At 68.4% G+C, this 16,378-nt stretch carries 14 protein-coding genes, 1 tRNA gene and 1 pseudogene; 5 read left to right on the forward strand and 11 right to left on the reverse strand.

Annotation, left to right across the window (positions count from 1 at the left end):
- Positions 1–77: 77 nt before the first annotated feature.
- The 3 genes from ACFE6Z_RS01720 to ACFE6Z_RS01730 all read right to left on the reverse strand — a co-directional run bounded on the left by ACFE6Z_RS01720 (position 78) and on the right by ACFE6Z_RS01730 (position 3,090).
- Entirely contained in the window at positions 78–1,310 is a 1,233-nt protein-coding gene (locus ACFE6Z_RS01720; protein WP_375383962.1) for an FAD-dependent monooxygenase, read from the reverse strand.
- Between the two features lie 123 nt (positions 1,311–1,433).
- A complete protein-coding gene (locus ACFE6Z_RS01725) occupies positions 1,434–2,108 on the reverse strand; it encodes a TetR/AcrR family transcriptional regulator (RefSeq protein ID WP_375383963.1) in 675 nt (224 codons plus the stop codon).
- Positions 2,098–3,090 (reverse strand): epimerase, encoded by a 993-nt coding sequence (locus ACFE6Z_RS01730; protein WP_375383964.1) that lies wholly within the window; start codon positions 3,088–3,090, stop codon positions 2,098–2,100. The genes ACFE6Z_RS01725 and ACFE6Z_RS01730 overlap by 11 nt, the downstream gene beginning before the upstream one ends.
- Positions 3,091–3,164: 74 nt before the next feature.
- On the opposite strand from ACFE6Z_RS01730, the gene ACFE6Z_RS01735 reads away from it, so the two are divergent.
- Both ACFE6Z_RS01735 and ACFE6Z_RS01740 read left to right on the forward strand, forming a co-directional pair.
- The gene (locus ACFE6Z_RS01735) at positions 3,165–3,770 is read left to right on the forward strand and encodes a DUF4166 domain-containing protein (RefSeq protein ID WP_375383965.1); all 606 of its coding nucleotides are present in this window, start codon (positions 3,165–3,167) and stop codon (positions 3,768–3,770) included.
- Positions 3,771–3,817: 47 nt separating this feature from the next.
- Positions 3,818–5,104 carry a DUF222 domain-containing protein gene (locus ACFE6Z_RS01740; RefSeq protein WP_375383966.1) on the forward strand — a complete coding sequence of 429 codons (1,287 nt, stop codon included), beginning with the start codon at positions 3,818–3,820 and terminating at the stop codon, positions 5,102–5,104.
- A gap of 133 nt (positions 5,105–5,237) precedes the next feature.
- Here ACFE6Z_RS01740 and ACFE6Z_RS01745 read toward each other — a convergent pair whose 3' ends face one another.
- Together ACFE6Z_RS01745 and ACFE6Z_RS01750 are read right to left on the reverse strand one after the other, a co-directional pair.
- Positions 5,238–6,314 (reverse strand): WxL protein peptidoglycan domain-containing protein, encoded by a 1,077-nt coding sequence (locus ACFE6Z_RS01745; protein ID WP_375383967.1) that lies wholly within the window; start codon positions 6,312–6,314, stop codon positions 5,238–5,240.
- 115 nt (positions 6,315–6,429) lie between these two features.
- On the reverse strand, positions 6,430–8,376 hold the full coding sequence (locus tag ACFE6Z_RS01750) for a lamin tail domain-containing protein (protein WP_375383968.1): 1,947 nt from the start codon (positions 8,374–8,376) through the stop codon (positions 6,430–6,432).
- A gap of 200 nt (positions 8,377–8,576) precedes the next feature.
- Here ACFE6Z_RS01750 and ACFE6Z_RS01755 point away from each other — a divergent pair, with 200 nt between their 5' ends.
- Together ACFE6Z_RS01755 and ACFE6Z_RS01760 are read left to right on the forward strand one after the other, a co-directional pair.
- On the forward strand, positions 8,577–9,104 hold the full coding sequence (locus ACFE6Z_RS01755; RefSeq protein WP_375383969.1) for a VOC family protein: 528 nt from the start codon (positions 8,577–8,579) through the stop codon (positions 9,102–9,104).
- Between the two features lie 91 nt (positions 9,105–9,195).
- Positions 9,196–10,915: pseudogene (locus ACFE6Z_RS01760) on the forward strand (AMP-binding protein).
- 7 nt (positions 10,916–10,922) lie between these two features.
- On the opposite strand, the gene ACFE6Z_RS01765 reads toward ACFE6Z_RS01760, so the two are convergent.
- The 3 genes from ACFE6Z_RS01765 to ACFE6Z_RS01775 form a co-directional block, all read right to left on the reverse strand.
- Positions 10,923–12,506, reverse strand: a complete 1,584-nt coding sequence (locus tag ACFE6Z_RS01765) for a LuxR C-terminal-related transcriptional regulator (RefSeq protein WP_375383970.1) — start codon at positions 12,504–12,506, stop codon at positions 10,923–10,925.
- A 255-nt stretch (positions 12,507–12,761) separates the two neighbouring features.
- The gene (locus tag ACFE6Z_RS01770; RefSeq protein WP_375383971.1) at positions 12,762–13,337 is read right to left on the reverse strand and encodes a hypothetical protein; all 576 of its coding nucleotides are present in this window, start codon (positions 13,335–13,337) and stop codon (positions 12,762–12,764) included.
- On the reverse strand, positions 13,334–14,182 hold the full coding sequence (locus ACFE6Z_RS01775; RefSeq protein ID WP_375383972.1) for an inositol monophosphatase family protein: 849 nt from the start codon (positions 14,180–14,182) through the stop codon (positions 13,334–13,336). Before ACFE6Z_RS01775 ends, ACFE6Z_RS01770 begins: the two co-directional genes overlap by 4 nt.
- A 104-nt stretch (positions 14,183–14,286) precedes the next feature.
- On the opposite strand from ACFE6Z_RS01775, the gene ACFE6Z_RS01780 reads away from it, so the two are divergent.
- Positions 14,287–14,362: transfer RNA gene (locus ACFE6Z_RS01780), tRNA-Lys, on the forward strand.
- A 51-nt stretch (positions 14,363–14,413) separates the two neighbouring features.
- Here the strand turns inward: ACFE6Z_RS01780 and ACFE6Z_RS01785 are convergent.
- From ACFE6Z_RS01785 to ACFE6Z_RS01795, 3 genes are read right to left on the reverse strand one after another with little or no spacing between them, the layout of a single operon-like run.
- On the reverse strand, positions 14,414–14,686 hold the full coding sequence (locus ACFE6Z_RS01785) for a hypothetical protein (protein ID WP_375383973.1): 273 nt from the start codon (positions 14,684–14,686) through the stop codon (positions 14,414–14,416).
- 27 nt (positions 14,687–14,713) lie between these two features.
- Entirely contained in the window at positions 14,714–15,943 is a 1,230-nt protein-coding gene (locus tag ACFE6Z_RS01790) for an MFS transporter (RefSeq protein WP_375384630.1), read from the reverse strand.
- Complete coding sequence (locus ACFE6Z_RS01795; protein WP_375383974.1) at positions 15,943–16,377, reverse strand: MarR family winged helix-turn-helix transcriptional regulator; 435 nt, start codon at positions 16,375–16,377, stop codon at positions 15,943–15,945. Before ACFE6Z_RS01795 ends, ACFE6Z_RS01790 begins: the two co-directional genes overlap by 1 nt.
- Between the last annotated feature and the right edge of the window lies 1 nt (position 16,378).

Raw genomic sequence — 16,378 nt, forward strand, 5'->3', positions numbered from 1 at the left:
AGGGTCCAGCCCCTTCGGAGGCTGGGCCCTCTGACGTTCATCATCTCCCTTGCCTCATCCACCCGCCACGCCTCGATTCATCGCTGCGCGAGGTGCCCGTAGTCGGGCAGGTCGATCTCGTCCGCAGGCGGGGTGAAGAGGCGGCCGGTGAGTCGACCGACGAGCGGCGTTGCGGCCAGTCGGACAGCCCCCCGGAGCATGGCGACGCCGGCCCTCGAGGTCGGATGGGCGATGCGGGGTGTCCCGGGCGGCAGGTCCTGCGCGTGATCGACGTACGGTCGCATGATGCGTTCGTACCCGCGGAAGGCATCGCGATGGTCTACGTGCGCGGCGAGTTCACCGGCGAGCACATACGCGCCGGTGAGCGCGAGGCTGGTTCCCATGCCGCTGATCGGAGACGCGCAGTACGCGGCATCTCCGACCACGGCGAATCGCCCTCGCGACCACCGGGGTGCATGCACCTGCCCGATCGATTCGAAGTACAGATCCGAGGCCTGATCGAATCCGTCGAGCACACGACGTGCCTCCCACCCGGCATCCTCGAACTTCGCGCGCAGACGAGCCCGCTGTTGGAAGGCCGTGCGTTCGGCGGCCGATCGACCGGCGGTCTTGTCGATCACGAAGGACATCGCTGCGCGGATCGTCCCGTGGCGATCGGGTCGCAGGGTGATCGCGCGACCTCCTGGGGCGTTGTACCAGCGCCACCAATCGTCGTCTCCCGCGGTGCGCGGAATCGTGGCGTACGACGTCTCGAGCCCCAGGGAGCGGATGACCGGTTCGTCGCCGAACACGAGTCGACGGGTGCTCGACCCGATTCCATCCGCGCCGACGACCAAGTCGAACCGTTCGGCCGGCGCGTGCTCGAAGTCCACCGTGACGCCCGGCTGGTCGGGCTCCTCCGCCCCGCCCGCCTCGCTCAGGGCGGTGATGCGGTCGCCGAATCTGTACTCGGTGCGCGCACGGGTGCGATCCACGAGCAGCTTCGCGAGATCGCCGCGCAGAATCTCCAGCTCTGCCGTGGCTCCGCCGGAGTCGGAGGTTCCCGCGGGAAATTCCGCGACGACGGTGCCGCGCGATCCGATGAATCGCGTGCCCACCTCGCCGGTCGTGGCTGCACGTATGTCGTCTTCCACACCCATTCGCCGCGCCACTTCGCGACCCGCGCCGCGGACGTCGACATTCTGGCCGCCGTCGCGCAGCTGGGGCGCTCGCTCGATGACCGTCGTGTCGTAGCCGTAGCGATCGAGCCAATACGCCAGGGCGGGGCCGGCGATGCTCGCGCCGGAGATCAGTACTCGTCCGCGCGTCACGGTGCCTCATATCTTCGGTAGCCCAAGGTGGGCAATCTATCGGTCTCGATGACCGCTGTGCGGGGGCTTGCGTTCGGGGTCGATCCGGGTGCACACCGTCGCGTTCGTGCGGAGTGCGGCCCGCTACGTGCGCACGTCGCCTACGAGCGACAGGAGATCCTTCAGAACACTGCGCAGTATCGGGAGGCGGGCCATGGGCAGCGCGGTCTTCAGCAATCGCAGACCTCGGTCGAGCAGGCGGCGTGTGCGCGACTGACCGTCCGAGGAGTCGTACACCCAGAAAAGGGCGAGCAGCAGATGTGCCAGGACGAGCGTCCGCGGTAGAAGCGCTCGCAGATCTGCCGGAAGACCCGGTGACTCCGCGCCGTCGACAGCCTCGGCGAAGAGGTTCTGCACGATCGCGAGCGAAGCTGCCGACTCGGCCGATAGCGGGTTTATGGGGGACCGAGGTGAGACGGCCGCGGAGAGGAACTCGCCGGCGTGCGAGTGGTAGGGCCCGAGCTGATCGAGACCCGTCGAGTAGACGATCTTCAGGCGCTTGACCAGGTCGGGCTCTGTGGTGAGCAGCGGCTCGGCGGCCGCTCGGTGCGTCTGCTGCACATCGAGGTACAGCTCCTGGATGAGCTGGTTCTTGGAGGGAAAGTGATAGTTCGTCGCCCCGACCGACATGCCGAGCTCGTCAGCGATCTTGCGGATCGTCGTCGCGTCGTAGCCGTTCTCGCGAAACGACTGCAGTGCCGCCGTGCGAATCCGCAGCCTCGTGCGGTCACCCTTGCGCTCGGGCTCGTCAGCGGGCATGTTCGCGACTCCGTACGTCTCTGAGTGCTGCTTCCAGATCGGGGTGTGCGAAGGCGAACCCCGCCTCGGTGAGCGTTTCGGGTAGCACCCATCTGCTCTTGAGGATGAGTTCGGACTCTGTGCGCAGTGCCCACATGCCGATTTCGAGCATCCATCGGAACGTGGGCACCCCGATCGGAGCGCCGACGACACGGCGCAGAGTGCGCATCAGGGTGCGGTTGTCGGTCGGGTGCGCAGACGCGATATTGATCGGCCCGTCGAGCCGGGCGTCGTCGCGGATGAATAGGATCGCGCGCACGACGTCATCCACGTGCACCCAGCTGAACTTCTGCCGTCCGTGCGTCCGGTACCAGGGAACGCGGGTCGGGCCCGTCGGGCGCGCGCCGATTCCGCGATAGCGCCGGTGCGGCGGGCACCAGCCGTCGAACTGCGTTCCGCCGAGTCCGAGACGAGCGAGACTCAGAAGCATGCGGGTCGCAGGGCCGTCGCCGAGTACGATCGCCATGCGCAGGGCGACGCGACGCGTGCGGGGGAGCGCGCCGACGAAGAGCTCGCGCTCCCACGCGGTGGCGACGTCCACCGAGAAGCCTTCACCGATTCGTCCGTCGGACTCGGTGTTCGGGCGGTCCGTGGAGTGTCGGTAGATCGTGGCCGTCGACGCGTTCATCCAGATGCGGGGTGGGTTCGCTGCTGAGCCGACGGCCTCGTGAAGCGCGCGGGTCGTGTCGACGCGCGAGCGGAGGATCTCGTCGCGATTGGCGTCGGTGTAACGGCAGTTCACTGATTTGCCGGCGAAGTTGATCAGGATCTCGGCGCCGTCGACGGCGCGTCGAAGCGAGTGCGGATCGTCCCACCGCGCCTCAGCGGATCTGCCGATCGTTCGAATCTCATAGCCCTCGTCGGCGAGCGCGGCAGATACCGCCTTGCCGATGAAGCCACTCGCTCCAGCAATCACTGCGATCGGTCGCTCACTGCCGTCCATGCACTCAGGGTAGTACTATTCTGAACGTGTTCAGTAATGGTGATTCCCTGCGAACTGGGACGGCGACGATGTCGGTGTACCAGCGTGTATTGGGCCCGCGTTTCAAGGGGCTCGATCCACAGTTGCAGCGGTATTTCGGCGCCATCCCCGCAGCCTTCGAGGGAAGGGGCGTCGGCCGCTACGAGAGGGCCGGTCTCCGGCGTCGAATCCTGCGGCCCGTCTTCGCCATCCTGGGATGGCGCCACATTGCTTTCTCTGAGTCCGGCAGCGACGTGCCCTTCACCGTGCAGAACGTGGCCCAACCGGACGGTTCTCTGAGCGCCACCCGCACGTTCGAGTTCGCTCGAGGTGTTCGGACGATGCGAGACAGGATGCGCGTCGTCGAGGGCCGGCTCATCGATCGGATAGGGACGCGCGGCGAGATCGAGGTGGAATTCGCCGTCGATGTCGTTCGTGGTGGGCTGAGGATGCAGTCGCGCAGGATCGCTCTGCGTCTCGGCCGCGTGCGACTCCCGCTGGCACCGCTCGTCAGGGTGGTGATCGAGGAGCGCGCTGTCAGGGGCGGATGTGGCCAGCGGGTCGACGTGCGAATGCTCTTACCTCTCGTGGGTGAGATCTATGGCTATTCGGGTGGATTCATCTACAGCCTCGTCCCGAAGGGGACCATCCGCGGAACGTGATTCGTGGTCTGTATCACAGTGTCGGAGGTACGTTCTAATCTATAGGCATGACGAATGAGCCGGCGAATGCTCCCCACGGGCAGCGCCCCGAGGGTTGGGAGCCGCCTGTACTCGATCCGCTCGACCTTGTGGTCGAGGCTGCATCGATGGTTTCGATCATGACGGCTCAGCAGCTGCAGCGCGTCGAGGCGATGCGGCGGGATGCGCTCGATGACGCTGCGGTCCACGGCTACGCGTTGAACGACGTGATCGAGCGATCGGTCCGGCTCGAACTGGCCGCGGCGCTGGCGATCACCGAGGCGGCGGCCGGTTCGATGATCGCTCAGGCCGACGCGCTCGTGAATCGATACCCCGCCGCACTCGACTCGCTGTCTGGAGCGCGCATCACGCCCCGGCATGCGGCCGTCTTGATCGAGGCGCTGGATGCTGTCGATCCCGCGCTCCGCGAGGGTTTGGCGCCGCAGGCTCTGGCATTGGCCGAGGCGCAGCCCCTCGGGACTTTTCGACGTCTCCTGCGCAAACTCGTAGAAACGGTGCAGGTGTCGACGCTGGCAGAGCGATCAGAAAGGGCGGCGCAGTCACGTCGCGCAAGCGTTCAGCCAGTGGCCGATGGGATGGCCGACCTGCTTCTACGGATGCCTGCGGTCGAGGCGTATGCCGCTTTCGCACGCGCGACGGCGATCGCCAAAGTTCTGTCAGCCGTCCCGGGCGAGGAGCGTACCCTCGACCAGCTGAGGCTGGACGTGCTCTGCGATCTGCTGGTCGACGGCGACACCGCCTCGCTGCCGCCCGAAGCCCGTGGCATCCGCGCGACCGTGGCGGTCACCGTGCCGGTGCTCGCCCTGCTCGACGATGACTTTGCCGCCACCGCGGACGGTATCGCGACGGTGGAAGGGATCGGCCCGATCCCGATCGGGCGAGCGCGCGAACTGTGCGGTGGCGCGCGCGACTGGATGCGGGTGCTGACCCATCCCGAGACCGGAGTCGTCCTCTCCGTCGGGCGTGATTGCTATTCGCCGCCGGCGTCGCTGCGCCGACTCCTGAAATGGCGCGCCGAAACATGCATGGCGCCTGGGTGCAACATGCCGGCATCGCGCTGCGAGCTCGATCACACGATCGCCTGGCAGGACGGCGGGTCAACCTCGCTCGCCAACCTCGCCCCGCTGTGCAAGGGGCACCACACCGTCAAACATTACGGGCGATGGTGCGTTGAGCAACCTCCCGACAGTGGTGGCGCACTGGTGTGGACCTCGCCCGCAGGGCGGCACTATCGCACCGAGCCGGAGCGACGAGTGCCGGTCTTCCGTGACAGTGGTTCGCCCCCGCCGTTCTGAGATGTAGCGCGAGACGAGCGAAGGCCGGCGATGACGTGCATGACCCCCGCGTCCTGACTCGAGTCGGCGTTTCGTCGGAGCCGAGATGGGTTGTGGCCGCAGGCATCGACGCCGACGAATATTGCCGCGCCAGTCAGGCCTTCAGGGTCGCTCTCTCCCGCTCGATGGCGAGTGCCTCGTCGACGGCCGCTTGCACCCGCGCCTCCTCGGCTGCTCGAGCAGTCGATCGCCGCCGCCGCGTGAGCCACACGACGAGCACCACAACCGCAGCGATGAGCAGGACGAGGACGAGCAGCGACCACGGCACCGCCGGCGAGACTCTCTGAGCAGTCACATCCGCAAGCTCGGGCGATGAGCCGGGGGGCAGCAGCTCAGGCGCCAGCCGCGGGGTGATGGTCGCGGTCGTGAAAAGCGCGAACGCTGGAACCACCCCCTCCACCTGCTGCGCCACCTGCCACGTCTCGCCCGGGAGCACCTCGGGGGCGGATGCCAGGGCGGGCGCCGCCGCGGTGAAGGCGCCGAGCGGTCCGGTCAGTACGATCGACTGCTCCGCTGACAGGCGCACGTTTCCGGTGTTGCGCAATGTGTAGGTGACCGTCGCGATGCCTGTGCCGAAAGGATTCGGGGTACCGGCATAGTCGACCTGGAGACCTTCGATCGCCAGCGCGGGGGCGAGATCACCGGTCACACGCAGATGCATCCGGATGCCGAGTCTCCGGTCGACGGTGATCCCCTGTGTCGCCGCATCGCGCGTGAGCGTGGTGAGCACTGCTCCGGCATAGTCGCCGGGCGTGACGTCGGCGGGGACGGCGACCGAGAAGGGCACTGAGACCGCCTGTCCGGCAGGGACGCTGATGTGGGGCTCGTTGAAGGTCACCCATACGCCCACTGCCTCAGAAGCCTCGGCGCGCGGCGCGGCATCGAGTTCTCCGCTGGCGTTGGTGAACCCGTCGGCTGCGTAGAGGTCGACTTCAAGGGCCTTTTCGTCGTAGTTGGAGATGATGATCGCGTCGTCGATCCGCCCGCCGGGGGCGACGCTGAGGTCGTAATTCTGCCGGCCCGATCCCTGTGCGCTGTCGCCGGTGCGCACGCCCCATGTCACGTCATCCGGACTGGGGGTGGTCGCCGCGAGGGCGGGGGAGACGCCCCCCAGTCCGAGCAGCGCGAGGGATGCCCCGAGGGCGGCGATGAGGGGGACGCGACGGAGCAAGTTGTGATCCTCCGAAATGCGGATGGGCGTGTACGCGGCATGGGAAGTGCTCGCCGGGCAATGGCGAGAGCCGGGGTGGGCGCCGAGGGGCCCACCCCGGCCGGGTGAGGCCTGATCAGCTGAGACCGGTGAGGGTCAGCGTCGCCGTGTAGGTGCCGTCGGTCACCTCGATCGGGATCTTCAGCTCGAGGGCAGCGCCAAGCTTGGCTGAACCCTGCGCGTGACCGGCGGGCGCCGAGCCGAGCGTTGCGGATCCGGCGAGGCCCGGGCCCCCGTCGAGCTTGGTCGTCACCGGTGCGCCCTGAACCGCGCCAGCACCGGGCTCGATGATCGAAGGGGTCCAGCCGAGGTTCTCGCCCGAGAACGTCTTGGCTCCGGAGTGGAAGGCGCCCACCTGGGCGGAGATCGACCACGACGGCGCCGCGATGCGCGTATCGGTCACCTTGATCGGGTTGATCGAGCCGGTCGCGGTGAAGTGGTCGCCGCTGCCCACCGCGGTGCCGAGGTCGACCACGCCGTTGGTGCCGTCGATGCTCCAGATGAACTCGCCGGGACCCGAGAGGGGGACGACGACCTGCAGCTGCTGCGAGGTGCTGTCGCCCGTTGGCGGCGGGCTCACGCAGTCGATCGTTCCTTCGCGCAACGCGACGCCGTTCGCGCTGCTGTCGTCCGCCCAGAAGACCGGCTTGACGCCGTTCACGCACAGCGCCTGGGGTGCCGTCGTGAAGCCCTCGTTGTTCGAGTTGGGCAGTCCCGCAGGGCGGTCGTATGTGATGGTCTTCGCGAAGTTGCCGTCGACGCCGATCTCGAACAGCGCGAACTGGCCTCCGCAGGTGTCGTCGCAGACCGCCCAGATCGCCGACTTCTCGGGGTCGTACTGGACCTCCATGACGCCGTTGGGGAACGCGGTCGGGATCGTGGCGACCAGCGTGAACTTCGTGCCGTCGGTCTGGTCGAGCGCGAAGGCGTATATCGAACTCGTGCCCTCGAGCCCGACGAAATACAAGCCGGTGCCGTGATCGGCATACGTTGCCGGGTCGTACGTGGCGCCGGTCGCGTTGTCGTGGAAGCCTTCGCCGACCAGGTACGAGTCGGGAACGAAGGTGATGCCCTCCAAGCCGAGGTTGGCGCCCACTGCCGGCAGTGCCGATACGAGGTTCCATTCGATGGCTGCCGTGAGCGCGGGGCCCGTCGTCGCGTCGTAGCGAAGGACGGCGGGGCGGCTGGTGCCATTGGCGCTGTTGTTGCGCTCGGATGAGACGAACAGGCCGTGATCGGTCTGGACGACACCCTCGGCGTCGACATCCCCCGTGCCGTCGGTGTAACGCAAAGGCTTGCCAGTTTCCCAACCGGAGGCCGGAACCCATACCGAGCCGGACTTCTGGAGCGCGAACAGGGCGCCGGGACCATTGCGCACGGCCCACAGGGTGTCAGTCGCGCCGGCGGTGCCCTGCTCGTAGCTCAGACCGCTCATGTTCGAGGTGAACGGAACGAAGTTCGCGACGCTGGCGTCGGCCACCGTCGATCCACCCGGCCATGCGGCCGTGGTGGGCTGAGGCGGAGTCGTCGCTCCGCAGACGTTCGCGGCGCCCTTGGACGGCGTGGCGTTGACGATGAACTCGCCGGTGCCGTCGTCGCAGCGACCCCAGGTCGCGGGGTAGATCGAGTCGCTCGGCCACGTGTAGCCGTCGACCAGCGTGGCGTTGTCCGGCAGGTAAAGGCGCGCGGCGTCGCCGCCCTTGCCGAGTCCGAACACGGCGCCCACATCGAACGTCGCGTAGCCGCCAGCGGCGATGACCGTGCCCGCGGGGATGTTGAAGCGGCTCGTGTCCTTGTCGTCCTTCAGGATGTATCCCGAGGCATCCACGGAGGACGCGCCCGTGTTCTTGATCTCGATCCAATCCTGAGGAACGCCGCTCGCGTCGACTTCGTTGATCACGAGGGTGGGCAGTGTGTCCGCCGAGGCGGCGCTGAGCGCGACGGGAGCGACGATTGCGGCGAACGATGCTGTCAAAGCCACTGCGGTGAGACCGGCCAGAATCGGCCGATGGTGTCTTGTCATGTGGGGGAGTCCAGTCCGGGTAGATGATCGCGTGATCAGGCTGCTCTACGCTCTCGCGAACGAACAAAACGGAAGGTGCGATCAGGAAAACATCGAATGACTCGAAGCTGAACGTCGGGTTCCCGTGCGGCCTGGCCGATGTCGTACGCGAGAGCTAGCGTGTGGCGCACACCGAACTCGCGACGCACCGAGGAGCGCAAATGGGCGCGGCCGACGCCGCGGGCGTGGCGCCGGATATCGACCTGCGGCCCGAGGGCGTCTCGGTCGTCATTCGCCACGACATCGAAGTGAAGATGACGCGGGCGGCGATCGACCTCGCCCAGCGCATCTCCCAGACGGCTGCCGGCCTCGGCCTCGTGGCCGACATCTCGAGGGTCCAGTCGATGCAACTCGCGATCGCTCAGGGCGCCGACACCGACGTCCAGGACTTCTGGGTCGGAGCGCTCGGCTACCGGCTCGTCATGGACGGCGAGGCGATCGATCCGCTCCGTCGCAATCCGCCCCTGTGGTTCCACCGGCTGGAGTCCGGCGCGAACGGCCGCGGGCGCACCCACCTCGACGTCTCGGTTCCTGCGGCGCTCGCCGAAAGCAGGGTCGATGCCGCACTCGCAGCCGGTGGCCGCGTCGCCCCGAGCTCGAACGTGCCGGCATGGTGGAGCCTGGCCTCGCCCGACAACCACGGCGTCGACATCGCCGCGTGGCCCGACAGCCCAGGCAACGTCGACTGAGGCGTGCTGCGACCCGGATGAGGGCCGGTGTTGCGATGATGGGATGTCGCGATGGTTCGTCGCGGCGCATCTCACCGATGAGGAACGCCCGATGCCCCAGACGCCGAACGCCGACAGATTCCGCGACGCGCGCGACCGGCTGCTCGCCGCGCGTGAAGACTACGACCGTGCCACGGCCGAGTTCGTCTGGCCGCAGATCGCGGGCCCCTTCAACTGGGCGATCGAGTGGTTCGACGCGTTCGCCCACGGCAACGATGCGCTCGCGCTGATCATCCTCGAGGAAGACGGCCGGCGCACCACCAGGACATTCGACGAGATGGCGACGCGCTCGGATCAGCTCGCCCGCTGGCTGTCCGGACGCGGGGTCGCGCGCGGAGACGCGGTGCTGCTCATGCTCGGCAACCAGGTCGAGCTGTGGGAATCGATGCTGGCGCTCACCAAGATCGGTGCTGTCATCCTCCCGACGACCCTGGCGATCGGCGGTACCGACCTCGAGGATCGCCTCGTGCGCGGGTCGGTCGCGCACGTGATCGCGGCCGGTGACCACGCCGCCAAGTTCGCCGACCTTTCGGTCGCGGTGAGCGGCATCCGGGTGGGCGACGGCCCTGACGGCTGGGCTCACTACGCGAACGCGTTCGATAGGAAGAGCGAGCGGATGCCGCATCCTGGCACCCTCGCGAGCGACCCTCTGCTGCACTACTTCACGTCGGGCACCACCAGCCGGCCCAAGCTCGTCGAGCACACCCATGCTTCGTACCCGGTCGGCCACCTGACGACGATGTACTGGCTGGGGCTCCGGCCCGGAGACGTCCACCTCGCCATCAGCTCACCGGGCTGGGCGAAGCACGCGTGGAGCTGCTTCTTCGCGCCGTGGATCGCGGAGTCGACGATCTTCGTCTACAACTACGCCCGCTTCGATGCGGATCGGATGCTGCAGACCATCCGCGATGAGGGCGTCACCTCGTTCTGCGCACCGCCGACGGTGTGGCGGATGCTGATCCAGGCCGACCTGTCGGGAGGACCGGGGGCGCTTCGCGAAGTGGTCTCGGCGGGCGAGCCGCTCAACCCCGAGGTCATCTCGCAGGTGCGCGCGCGCTGGGATCTGACCGATCCGCGACGGCTACGGCCAGACCGAGATGACCGCGGTGATCGCGAACTCTCCCGGCCAGCCGATCAGAGCGGGTGCGATGGGTCGCCCGATGCCGGGCTGCCCGGTCGTGCTCCTGGATCCCCTCACCGGCGAAGAGGCGGCGGAGGGTGAGATCTGCATCGATCTTTCGCAGCATCCGACCAACATCATGACCGGCTACGTGGCCGACCCCGAACGGAACGCGGAGTCCAGGGCCGGGGGCTTCTTCCACACCGGTGACATCGCCCACCGAGACGACGAGGGCTATCTCACGTATGTCGGTCGCACCGACGACATCTTCAAAGCGTCGGACTACAAGATCAGCCCGTTCGAACTCGAAAGCGTGCTGGTGGAGCATCCTTCCGTCGTCGAGGCCGCGGTCGTGCCTGCTCCCGATGCGATCCGCCTCGCGGTTCCGAAGGCATATGTGGTGCTTGCCGCAGGCGTAGAGCCGACCACCGAGACCGCGCACGCCATCCTGCTCTACGCGCGCGACCATCTCGCGCCCTACCAGCGCATCCGCCGGATCGAGTTCTTCGATCTGCCCAAGACGATCTCGGGCAAGATCCGACGCGTCGAGCTTCGCCAGCGCGAAGAACGGATCGCGCGAGGAGAAGAGGTCGCCGACGAGTGGCGCGACGACCTGATCCGCGATGCACCGATCGAGGGCGGCAGCCGCTAGCGCATCGCTACCCGGCGCGAAATCCACTCGCGAGGGCCACGCTGACGATGCCCGCGCGCGACTCGACATCCCATCGCCGCAGAACCGCGGTGACATGCTTCTCGACCGTCGACACACCGACGCCGAGATGGCGCGCGATCTCACGGTTCGGCATCCCCGCCACGATGCACTCGACGACTTCGCGCTGGCGGACGGTCAGCTCCGGCGCGGTCATGGTCGCCGACGTCTCGGCCGATCCGAGCGCTGCGGCCACCTCGGCACGCGTGGCCACTCCGAACGCGCTCAGCACGCGCGACACCTGGATCCGCACGGTGTGCCGCGAGAGATAGAGCCGCTCGGCGAGGTCGGCGTTGGAGAATCCTGCGGCGACGAGCATCGCCACTTCGCGCTCGCGCTCCGACAGCCCCTCGAGCCCGCTCGCGGCGGCGGGCGGCAACCGTCGTCCGACCGTGCGCAGTTCGCGCGCCGCCGCGCGCTGCACCGCGAGGTGACCGTGATCGCGGGCAGTGGCGACGACGTCGGCGAGCCGTCTGGCCGCCGGCCCGCGCTTGTCGAGCGCGATGCGGGCTCGCGCGATGAGGATCTCGGCCTCGGCCGCCTCGACGGCGCGACCCGTCGATCGGGCATCGACCACCGCGCGCTCCGCCGCCGTCAGTGCGCGATCGGCGTCGCCGGCCAGGAGCGCCACACGAGCATCCGATCGTGCGACGGCCGGGGCGGCGATCGGATGCTCCGCGAGGCGGGACGCGTGATCGAGCCAGCACTCGGCGGAATCCAGATCCTGGTCGTCGGCGGCGGCGGCCACGAGCATCTCGAGCGCCAGCGCACGATCGATGATGCGCAGATGAGAGAGTGCTTCATCGCCACCGGCGATCAGCGCGAGACGGGCAGCCTCGCGGGTGTCGCCCAGTGCGACGGCGCCGTACGCGGCGAGGATGAGACTGCCGCGGCCCAGCACGTCGTCCGGATCGAGCGGCTCTGCGGATATCTCCGACACGAACGCGCGTGTGATCGCCCGGCGATCGGCGTTGCCCCCGACCAGTGCAGCGCATGCCTGAGCGAACCGTCGCGTCTGCGGCGACGGCGCGCGCTGGATCGCGTCGTCGACGAGGGTCGCCGCGAGCGAGATCTCACCGAGGAAGGCCTGGATCCGCGCGACCAGCAGCCTCCAGAATGTGAGGAACGGATGATCCGGCCGCCCGAACAGGATGTCGGGGACCGGGCCGGCGTCGGCGACGAGTTCGGCGCCCAGCCGGACCCGCCCGGATGCGAGAGCAGCTTCCGCCTGGAGGGCGGTCAGGATCGGCGCGAGATGCGGGCTCATCGCAATGGTTTCCGCCCGCGCGGCGCTCACCGGATCAGCGCCGGTCAACGGATCACGCAATGCAGGATCGGCGTGGGCGCCGGGCCAGCCGGCGAAGGCGAGCCCGGCGGCCGCACGGGCGGCCCCCAGCGCGTCGGCATCCTCCGCGAGCTGCAGGGCGCGAGCCGCGTGCTCGGCTCCCCGCTCGTGCCGACCCGTGGACGACAGTCGAACACTGAGCACTGCGTGGGCGAACGCGTCGCCCGCCGGCGCGTCGAGCTCCGGCATCCCCTCGCCCATGAGCGAGAGGAGGGCTGCGTCGAGCAGGGATTGCCGCGGGTCCCGCGGCAGAGGTCACGGCCGCGAGCCTATCCGCGGACGGGCGATGAATACGCCGATACCCCCGTGACGCGCCGGATCGATCAACCCATAACCTGCAGGAGACGTCGCTAGCCGAGGTCTGGGGCATCGGTATTTCGCACGATCACGAAGACGGGCACGACTCGGGGGGGTCGTGCCCGTCGTCATCTCCGCGTCGTCCGATCAGCTCGCGGGCGGCCACTGCACGAGCAGGAGACCCTGCTTCGTGTCGGCGTACTTCACGAAACCGTCGCCGAACAGATACGTGAGCCCGAAGCCCTGGTCGTCGGTCGCGATCGCCGTCGCGGCACTCTCGGTGAGGTAGACGCCTGTGGCGGCGTCCTCGCGCTTCCATCCGGAGGCGAGCAGATCTGCCTGCGCCGTGGATGCCGCGGTGGGAGTGATGGGCGCCCAGCCGAAGATCTGCACGTGATCGGTCGCGGTCGTGTAGTCGCCCCACGTGCACTGGATGCCGCCGGTGACCTCGACTCCGTCGATGCGGAGCGCCTCGGATTTGAACGTCCAGCCGAGCTTCTGGAACCCCGCGACGACCGACGCCGGAATGATCGTCGTGCAGTCGGGTGCCGCGGTCGGAGTCGCGCCGGGGCCCGCGGTCGGCGCGGGCGAGGTCGGAGCGGGGGCAGCGCCGGTCGGCGCGTTCGACGGATCAGCGGCGGGGGTCGACGCGCAGGCGGTGAAGGCCGCGGCGGAAGCGGCGATGAGCAGCACGGCGCCGATCCTCGCGAGAGAGCGTGTCATCGAGACTCCGTCGGGGTGGTGTCAGGCGTGTGCAGGAGAGCGAGGAACCCGTCGTGCAGGATGCCGTTGGTCGCCAGCGCCGACCGCGCGGAGATCGAGTCGCTGCCGTCGTAGGCGGTGAATCGCCCGCCGGCCTCTGGGATGATGACCGCGTACGGAGCGATGTCGTACTCCTTGACTCCGAACTCGGCGACGAGTTCGAGGCGCCCTTCCGCCAGCAGCATGTACGGCCAGGCGTCGCCGTAGGCGCGGTCGCGCCATGCGGCCGTCGTGAGCCGCTCCAGGGCCGCCAGCTCGCCCGCGTCGCGCCACTGCGCGATGCTCTGGAAGCTCACGCTCGCCTCCGCGACCGTATCCACGGATGACACGGCTAGGCGTCGGGGTTCAGCATCCGCGTGTCCTGTCCACGCTCCCAGGCCCGTCGCACCCCACCACCGGCGCCCGATCGCAGGCTGACTCACCACGCCCACCCGCGGGACGCCGTCGACGGCCAGCGCGATGAGTGTGGCCCACATCGGGATGCCCTTGAGGTAGTTGGCCGTACCGTCGATCGGGTCGATGATCCATTGGCGATGCGTGTCACCGGCCGCACCGAACTCCTCGCCGAACACCCCGTCGGCGGCGCGCTCCGCCTCGAGGATGGCGCGGATCGCCCGCTCGGTCGCGAGGTCGGACTCGGTGACGTGCGTGGCGTCGGCCTTGAGGCTCACATCGAGGTCTGCGGCGTCGAAACGTGCCATGGACACCGCGTCCGCAGCATCCGCGAGCCTCAGCGCGAGCGCGAGATCCTCGGCGATCGACGGCTCGGATGAGGCGGCCGGGTGCGACGGGCGAGGAAAGGTCACCCTTTCGAGGATACTGCAGTGCCCTCGCCTCGATTCGCGGGCGAGGGCATCGTGATGCTAACGTTGACCCTCGGTTCGCCTCTCTGAACAGGTGCGCGAACCATGCACCTCTAGCTCAATCGGCAGAGCAATTGACTCTTAATCAATGGGTTCAGGGTTCAAGTCCCTGGGGGTGCACCACACGAACCGGCTCCGCGACTGCGGGGCCGGTTCTGCGTTCGGCGCGATGGGTCACCGGATCGGCCAGACCACCAGCACCACCATCGCGGCGACGCCGAGCGCGGCTCCGATATATGCCATCCACGAGCCCGAGAGGGTGTTGCGCCGCGCGAGGATGATCGCCACGACGCCGACGATCACCGCAAGCACAGCCACGATGCCGATGAGCGGCTTCGACGCGGCATCGGCGTAGAACGCGAAGCCTGCGGCGACGGCACCGAGGAAGAACGCCACCACCGCCGTCATGCTCAGGGGCGGCGCCGAGGTGGGGACGTTCTTGCTCATGGGCGTCAGGCTACTCCGGATGTCAGCTCAGGCCGCGTCGCCCACCAGCACCGCGGCTGCCTCGTCGGCCGCATCGGCCTCGCGGGCGTCGATCGGAGCGAGCGCCTTGCGCCCGAAGGCGATGACGACAGCGGCGACGACGACGGATGCCGCGGCGAACACGTAGGGAACCGTCGGACCGTACGCGTGCCACAGGAGGGCCGCGATCGGGGGAGCAGCCGCGCCACCGAGGAAGCGCACCGCCGAGTACGACGACGACGCGACCGTGCGCGGCAGGTCGGTGGCCTCCATCACAGACTCGGTCAGCACCGTGTTGAGCACACCCAGGAGCAGCCCGCCTACCACGATGCAGACCACGAGCGCCCACGGGATGTTCACGAAGACTCCGGCGGCGACGAGGTCGAGCGCAAGCAGGGGCAGCATGATCAGCAGGATCGTCGTGCGCGCCAGGCGTCTCGTGAGGATCGGGGCGACCCAGACGCTCGTGGTCGCGAGGGCCACGCCCCACGCGAAGAACGTCAGGCCCAGTCCCATAGCCGAGAAGCCGAGCGGGAACGGCGAGAAAGCGAGCAGCACGAAGAACCCGATGTTGTAGAACAGCGCGGTCACGGCCAGCACGGCGAGGGCGGGGCGGCGGAGCGCTTTGATCGGGGCGGAAAGTGGCATCGGAGCCCGCTTCTCGCCGCGCGTCTTGAGCATCACCGCGATCGCGATGAAGGCGATCGACATCAGCACCGCGACACCGAAGAACGGTCCGCGCCAGCTGATCTCGCCGAGGAGGCCCCCCAGCAGCGGTCCGACCGCGATGCCGAGGCCGAGCGCTGCTTCGTAGAGCACGATGGCGGCGCCACTGCCGCCGGATGCCGCACCCACGATCGTGGCGAGCGCGGTGGAGATGAACAGGGCGTTGCCCAGACCCCAGCCGGCGCGGAAGCCGATGACGGCGTCGACGCTGCCGCTCAATGCGCACGCGAGCGCGAAGACCACGATCAGGGCCAGCCCGATCAGCAGGGTCGCCTTCACGCCGACGCGGCTCGAGACCCAGCTGGTGACGAGCATCGCGAGCCCGGTCACGAGCAGATAGCTCGTGAAGAGCATTTCGGTCTCGACGGGGCTCGCCTGCAGCTGGTCCGCGATCGCGGGAAGGATCGGGTCGACCAGGCCGATGCCCATGAAGGCCACGACGCAGGCGAAGGCCACCGCCCACACCTGCATGGGCTGGCGCCAGATGCTGGCGGTCGGTGCCGCGTGTGCCATCATCGTGCCACTCCCACGGGTGTCGAGGTGCGCGCCGAAAGGATGTCGGCGACGCGCGACAGCGCATCCCAATCCTCATCGTCGAGGTCGGCGAAGCGAGGCTCGAGCGCGTCGCGCAACTGCACGAGCCACATATCGAGGGCGGCACGACCTTCGTCGGTGACGGCGACGACCGTCGCACGGGAGTCGGCCGGATCGGCGGTGCGCTCCACGAGCCCTGCGTCGGCGAGCTGACCGACAAGTCGGGTCATGCCGGGCTGGGTGACGCGACTGGCGGTGGCGAGCTCGCCGAGGCGGATGGGACCTTCGCTGCGCAGGATGCTGAGGGTGCGCCATTGGGCAGCGGGCGCTTCGTTCCCGGTTTCGCGTGCCGCGATGCGGGTGAGCGCGTGGGCGGCGATCACGATCCGCTCGATGTCCTGGGATCTACTCATA

Origin of the sequence: uncultured Microbacterium sp. (assembly GCF_964244775.1) — a bacterium.
GTDB lineage: Bacteria > Actinomycetota > Actinomycetes > Actinomycetales > Microbacteriaceae > Microbacterium.

Excerpts from the sequence above, each read along its gene's own strand:
- ACFE6Z_RS01725 (WP_375383963.1), bottom strand. The coding sequence starts at position 2,108 with ATGCCCGCTGACGAGCCCGAGCGCAAGGGTGACCGCACGAGGCTGCGG.
- ACFE6Z_RS01730 (WP_375383964.1), bottom strand. The coding sequence starts at position 3,090 with ATGGACGGCAGTGAGCGACCGATCGCAGTGATTGCTGGAGCGAGTGGC.
- ACFE6Z_RS01740 (WP_375383966.1), top strand. The coding sequence starts at position 3,818 with ATGACGAATGAGCCGGCGAATGCTCCCCACGGGCAGCGCCCCGAGGGT.
- ACFE6Z_RS01750 (WP_375383968.1), bottom strand. The coding sequence starts at position 8,376 with ATGACAAGACACCATCGGCCGATTCTGGCCGGTCTCACCGCAGTGGCT.
- ACFE6Z_RS01755 (WP_375383969.1), top strand. The coding sequence starts at position 8,577 with ATGGGCGCGGCCGACGCCGCGGGCGTGGCGCCGGATATCGACCTGCGG.
- ACFE6Z_RS01765 (WP_375383970.1), bottom strand. The coding sequence starts at position 12,506 with ATGCCGGAGCTCGACGCGCCGGCGGGCGACGCGTTCGCCCACGCAGTG.
- ACFE6Z_RS01770 (WP_375383971.1), bottom strand. The coding sequence starts at position 13,337 with ATGACACGCTCTCTCGCGAGGATCGGCGCCGTGCTGCTCATCGCCGCT.
- ACFE6Z_RS01785 (WP_375383973.1), bottom strand. The coding sequence starts at position 14,686 with ATGAGCAAGAACGTCCCCACCTCGGCGCCGCCCCTGAGCATGACGGCG.
- ACFE6Z_RS01790 (WP_375384630.1), bottom strand. The coding sequence starts at position 15,943 with ATGGCACACGCGGCACCGACCGCCAGCATCTGGCGCCAGCCCATGCAG.
- ACFE6Z_RS01795 (WP_375383974.1), bottom strand. The coding sequence starts at position 16,377 with ATGAGTAGATCCCAGGACATCGAGCGGATCGTGATCGCCGCCCACGCG.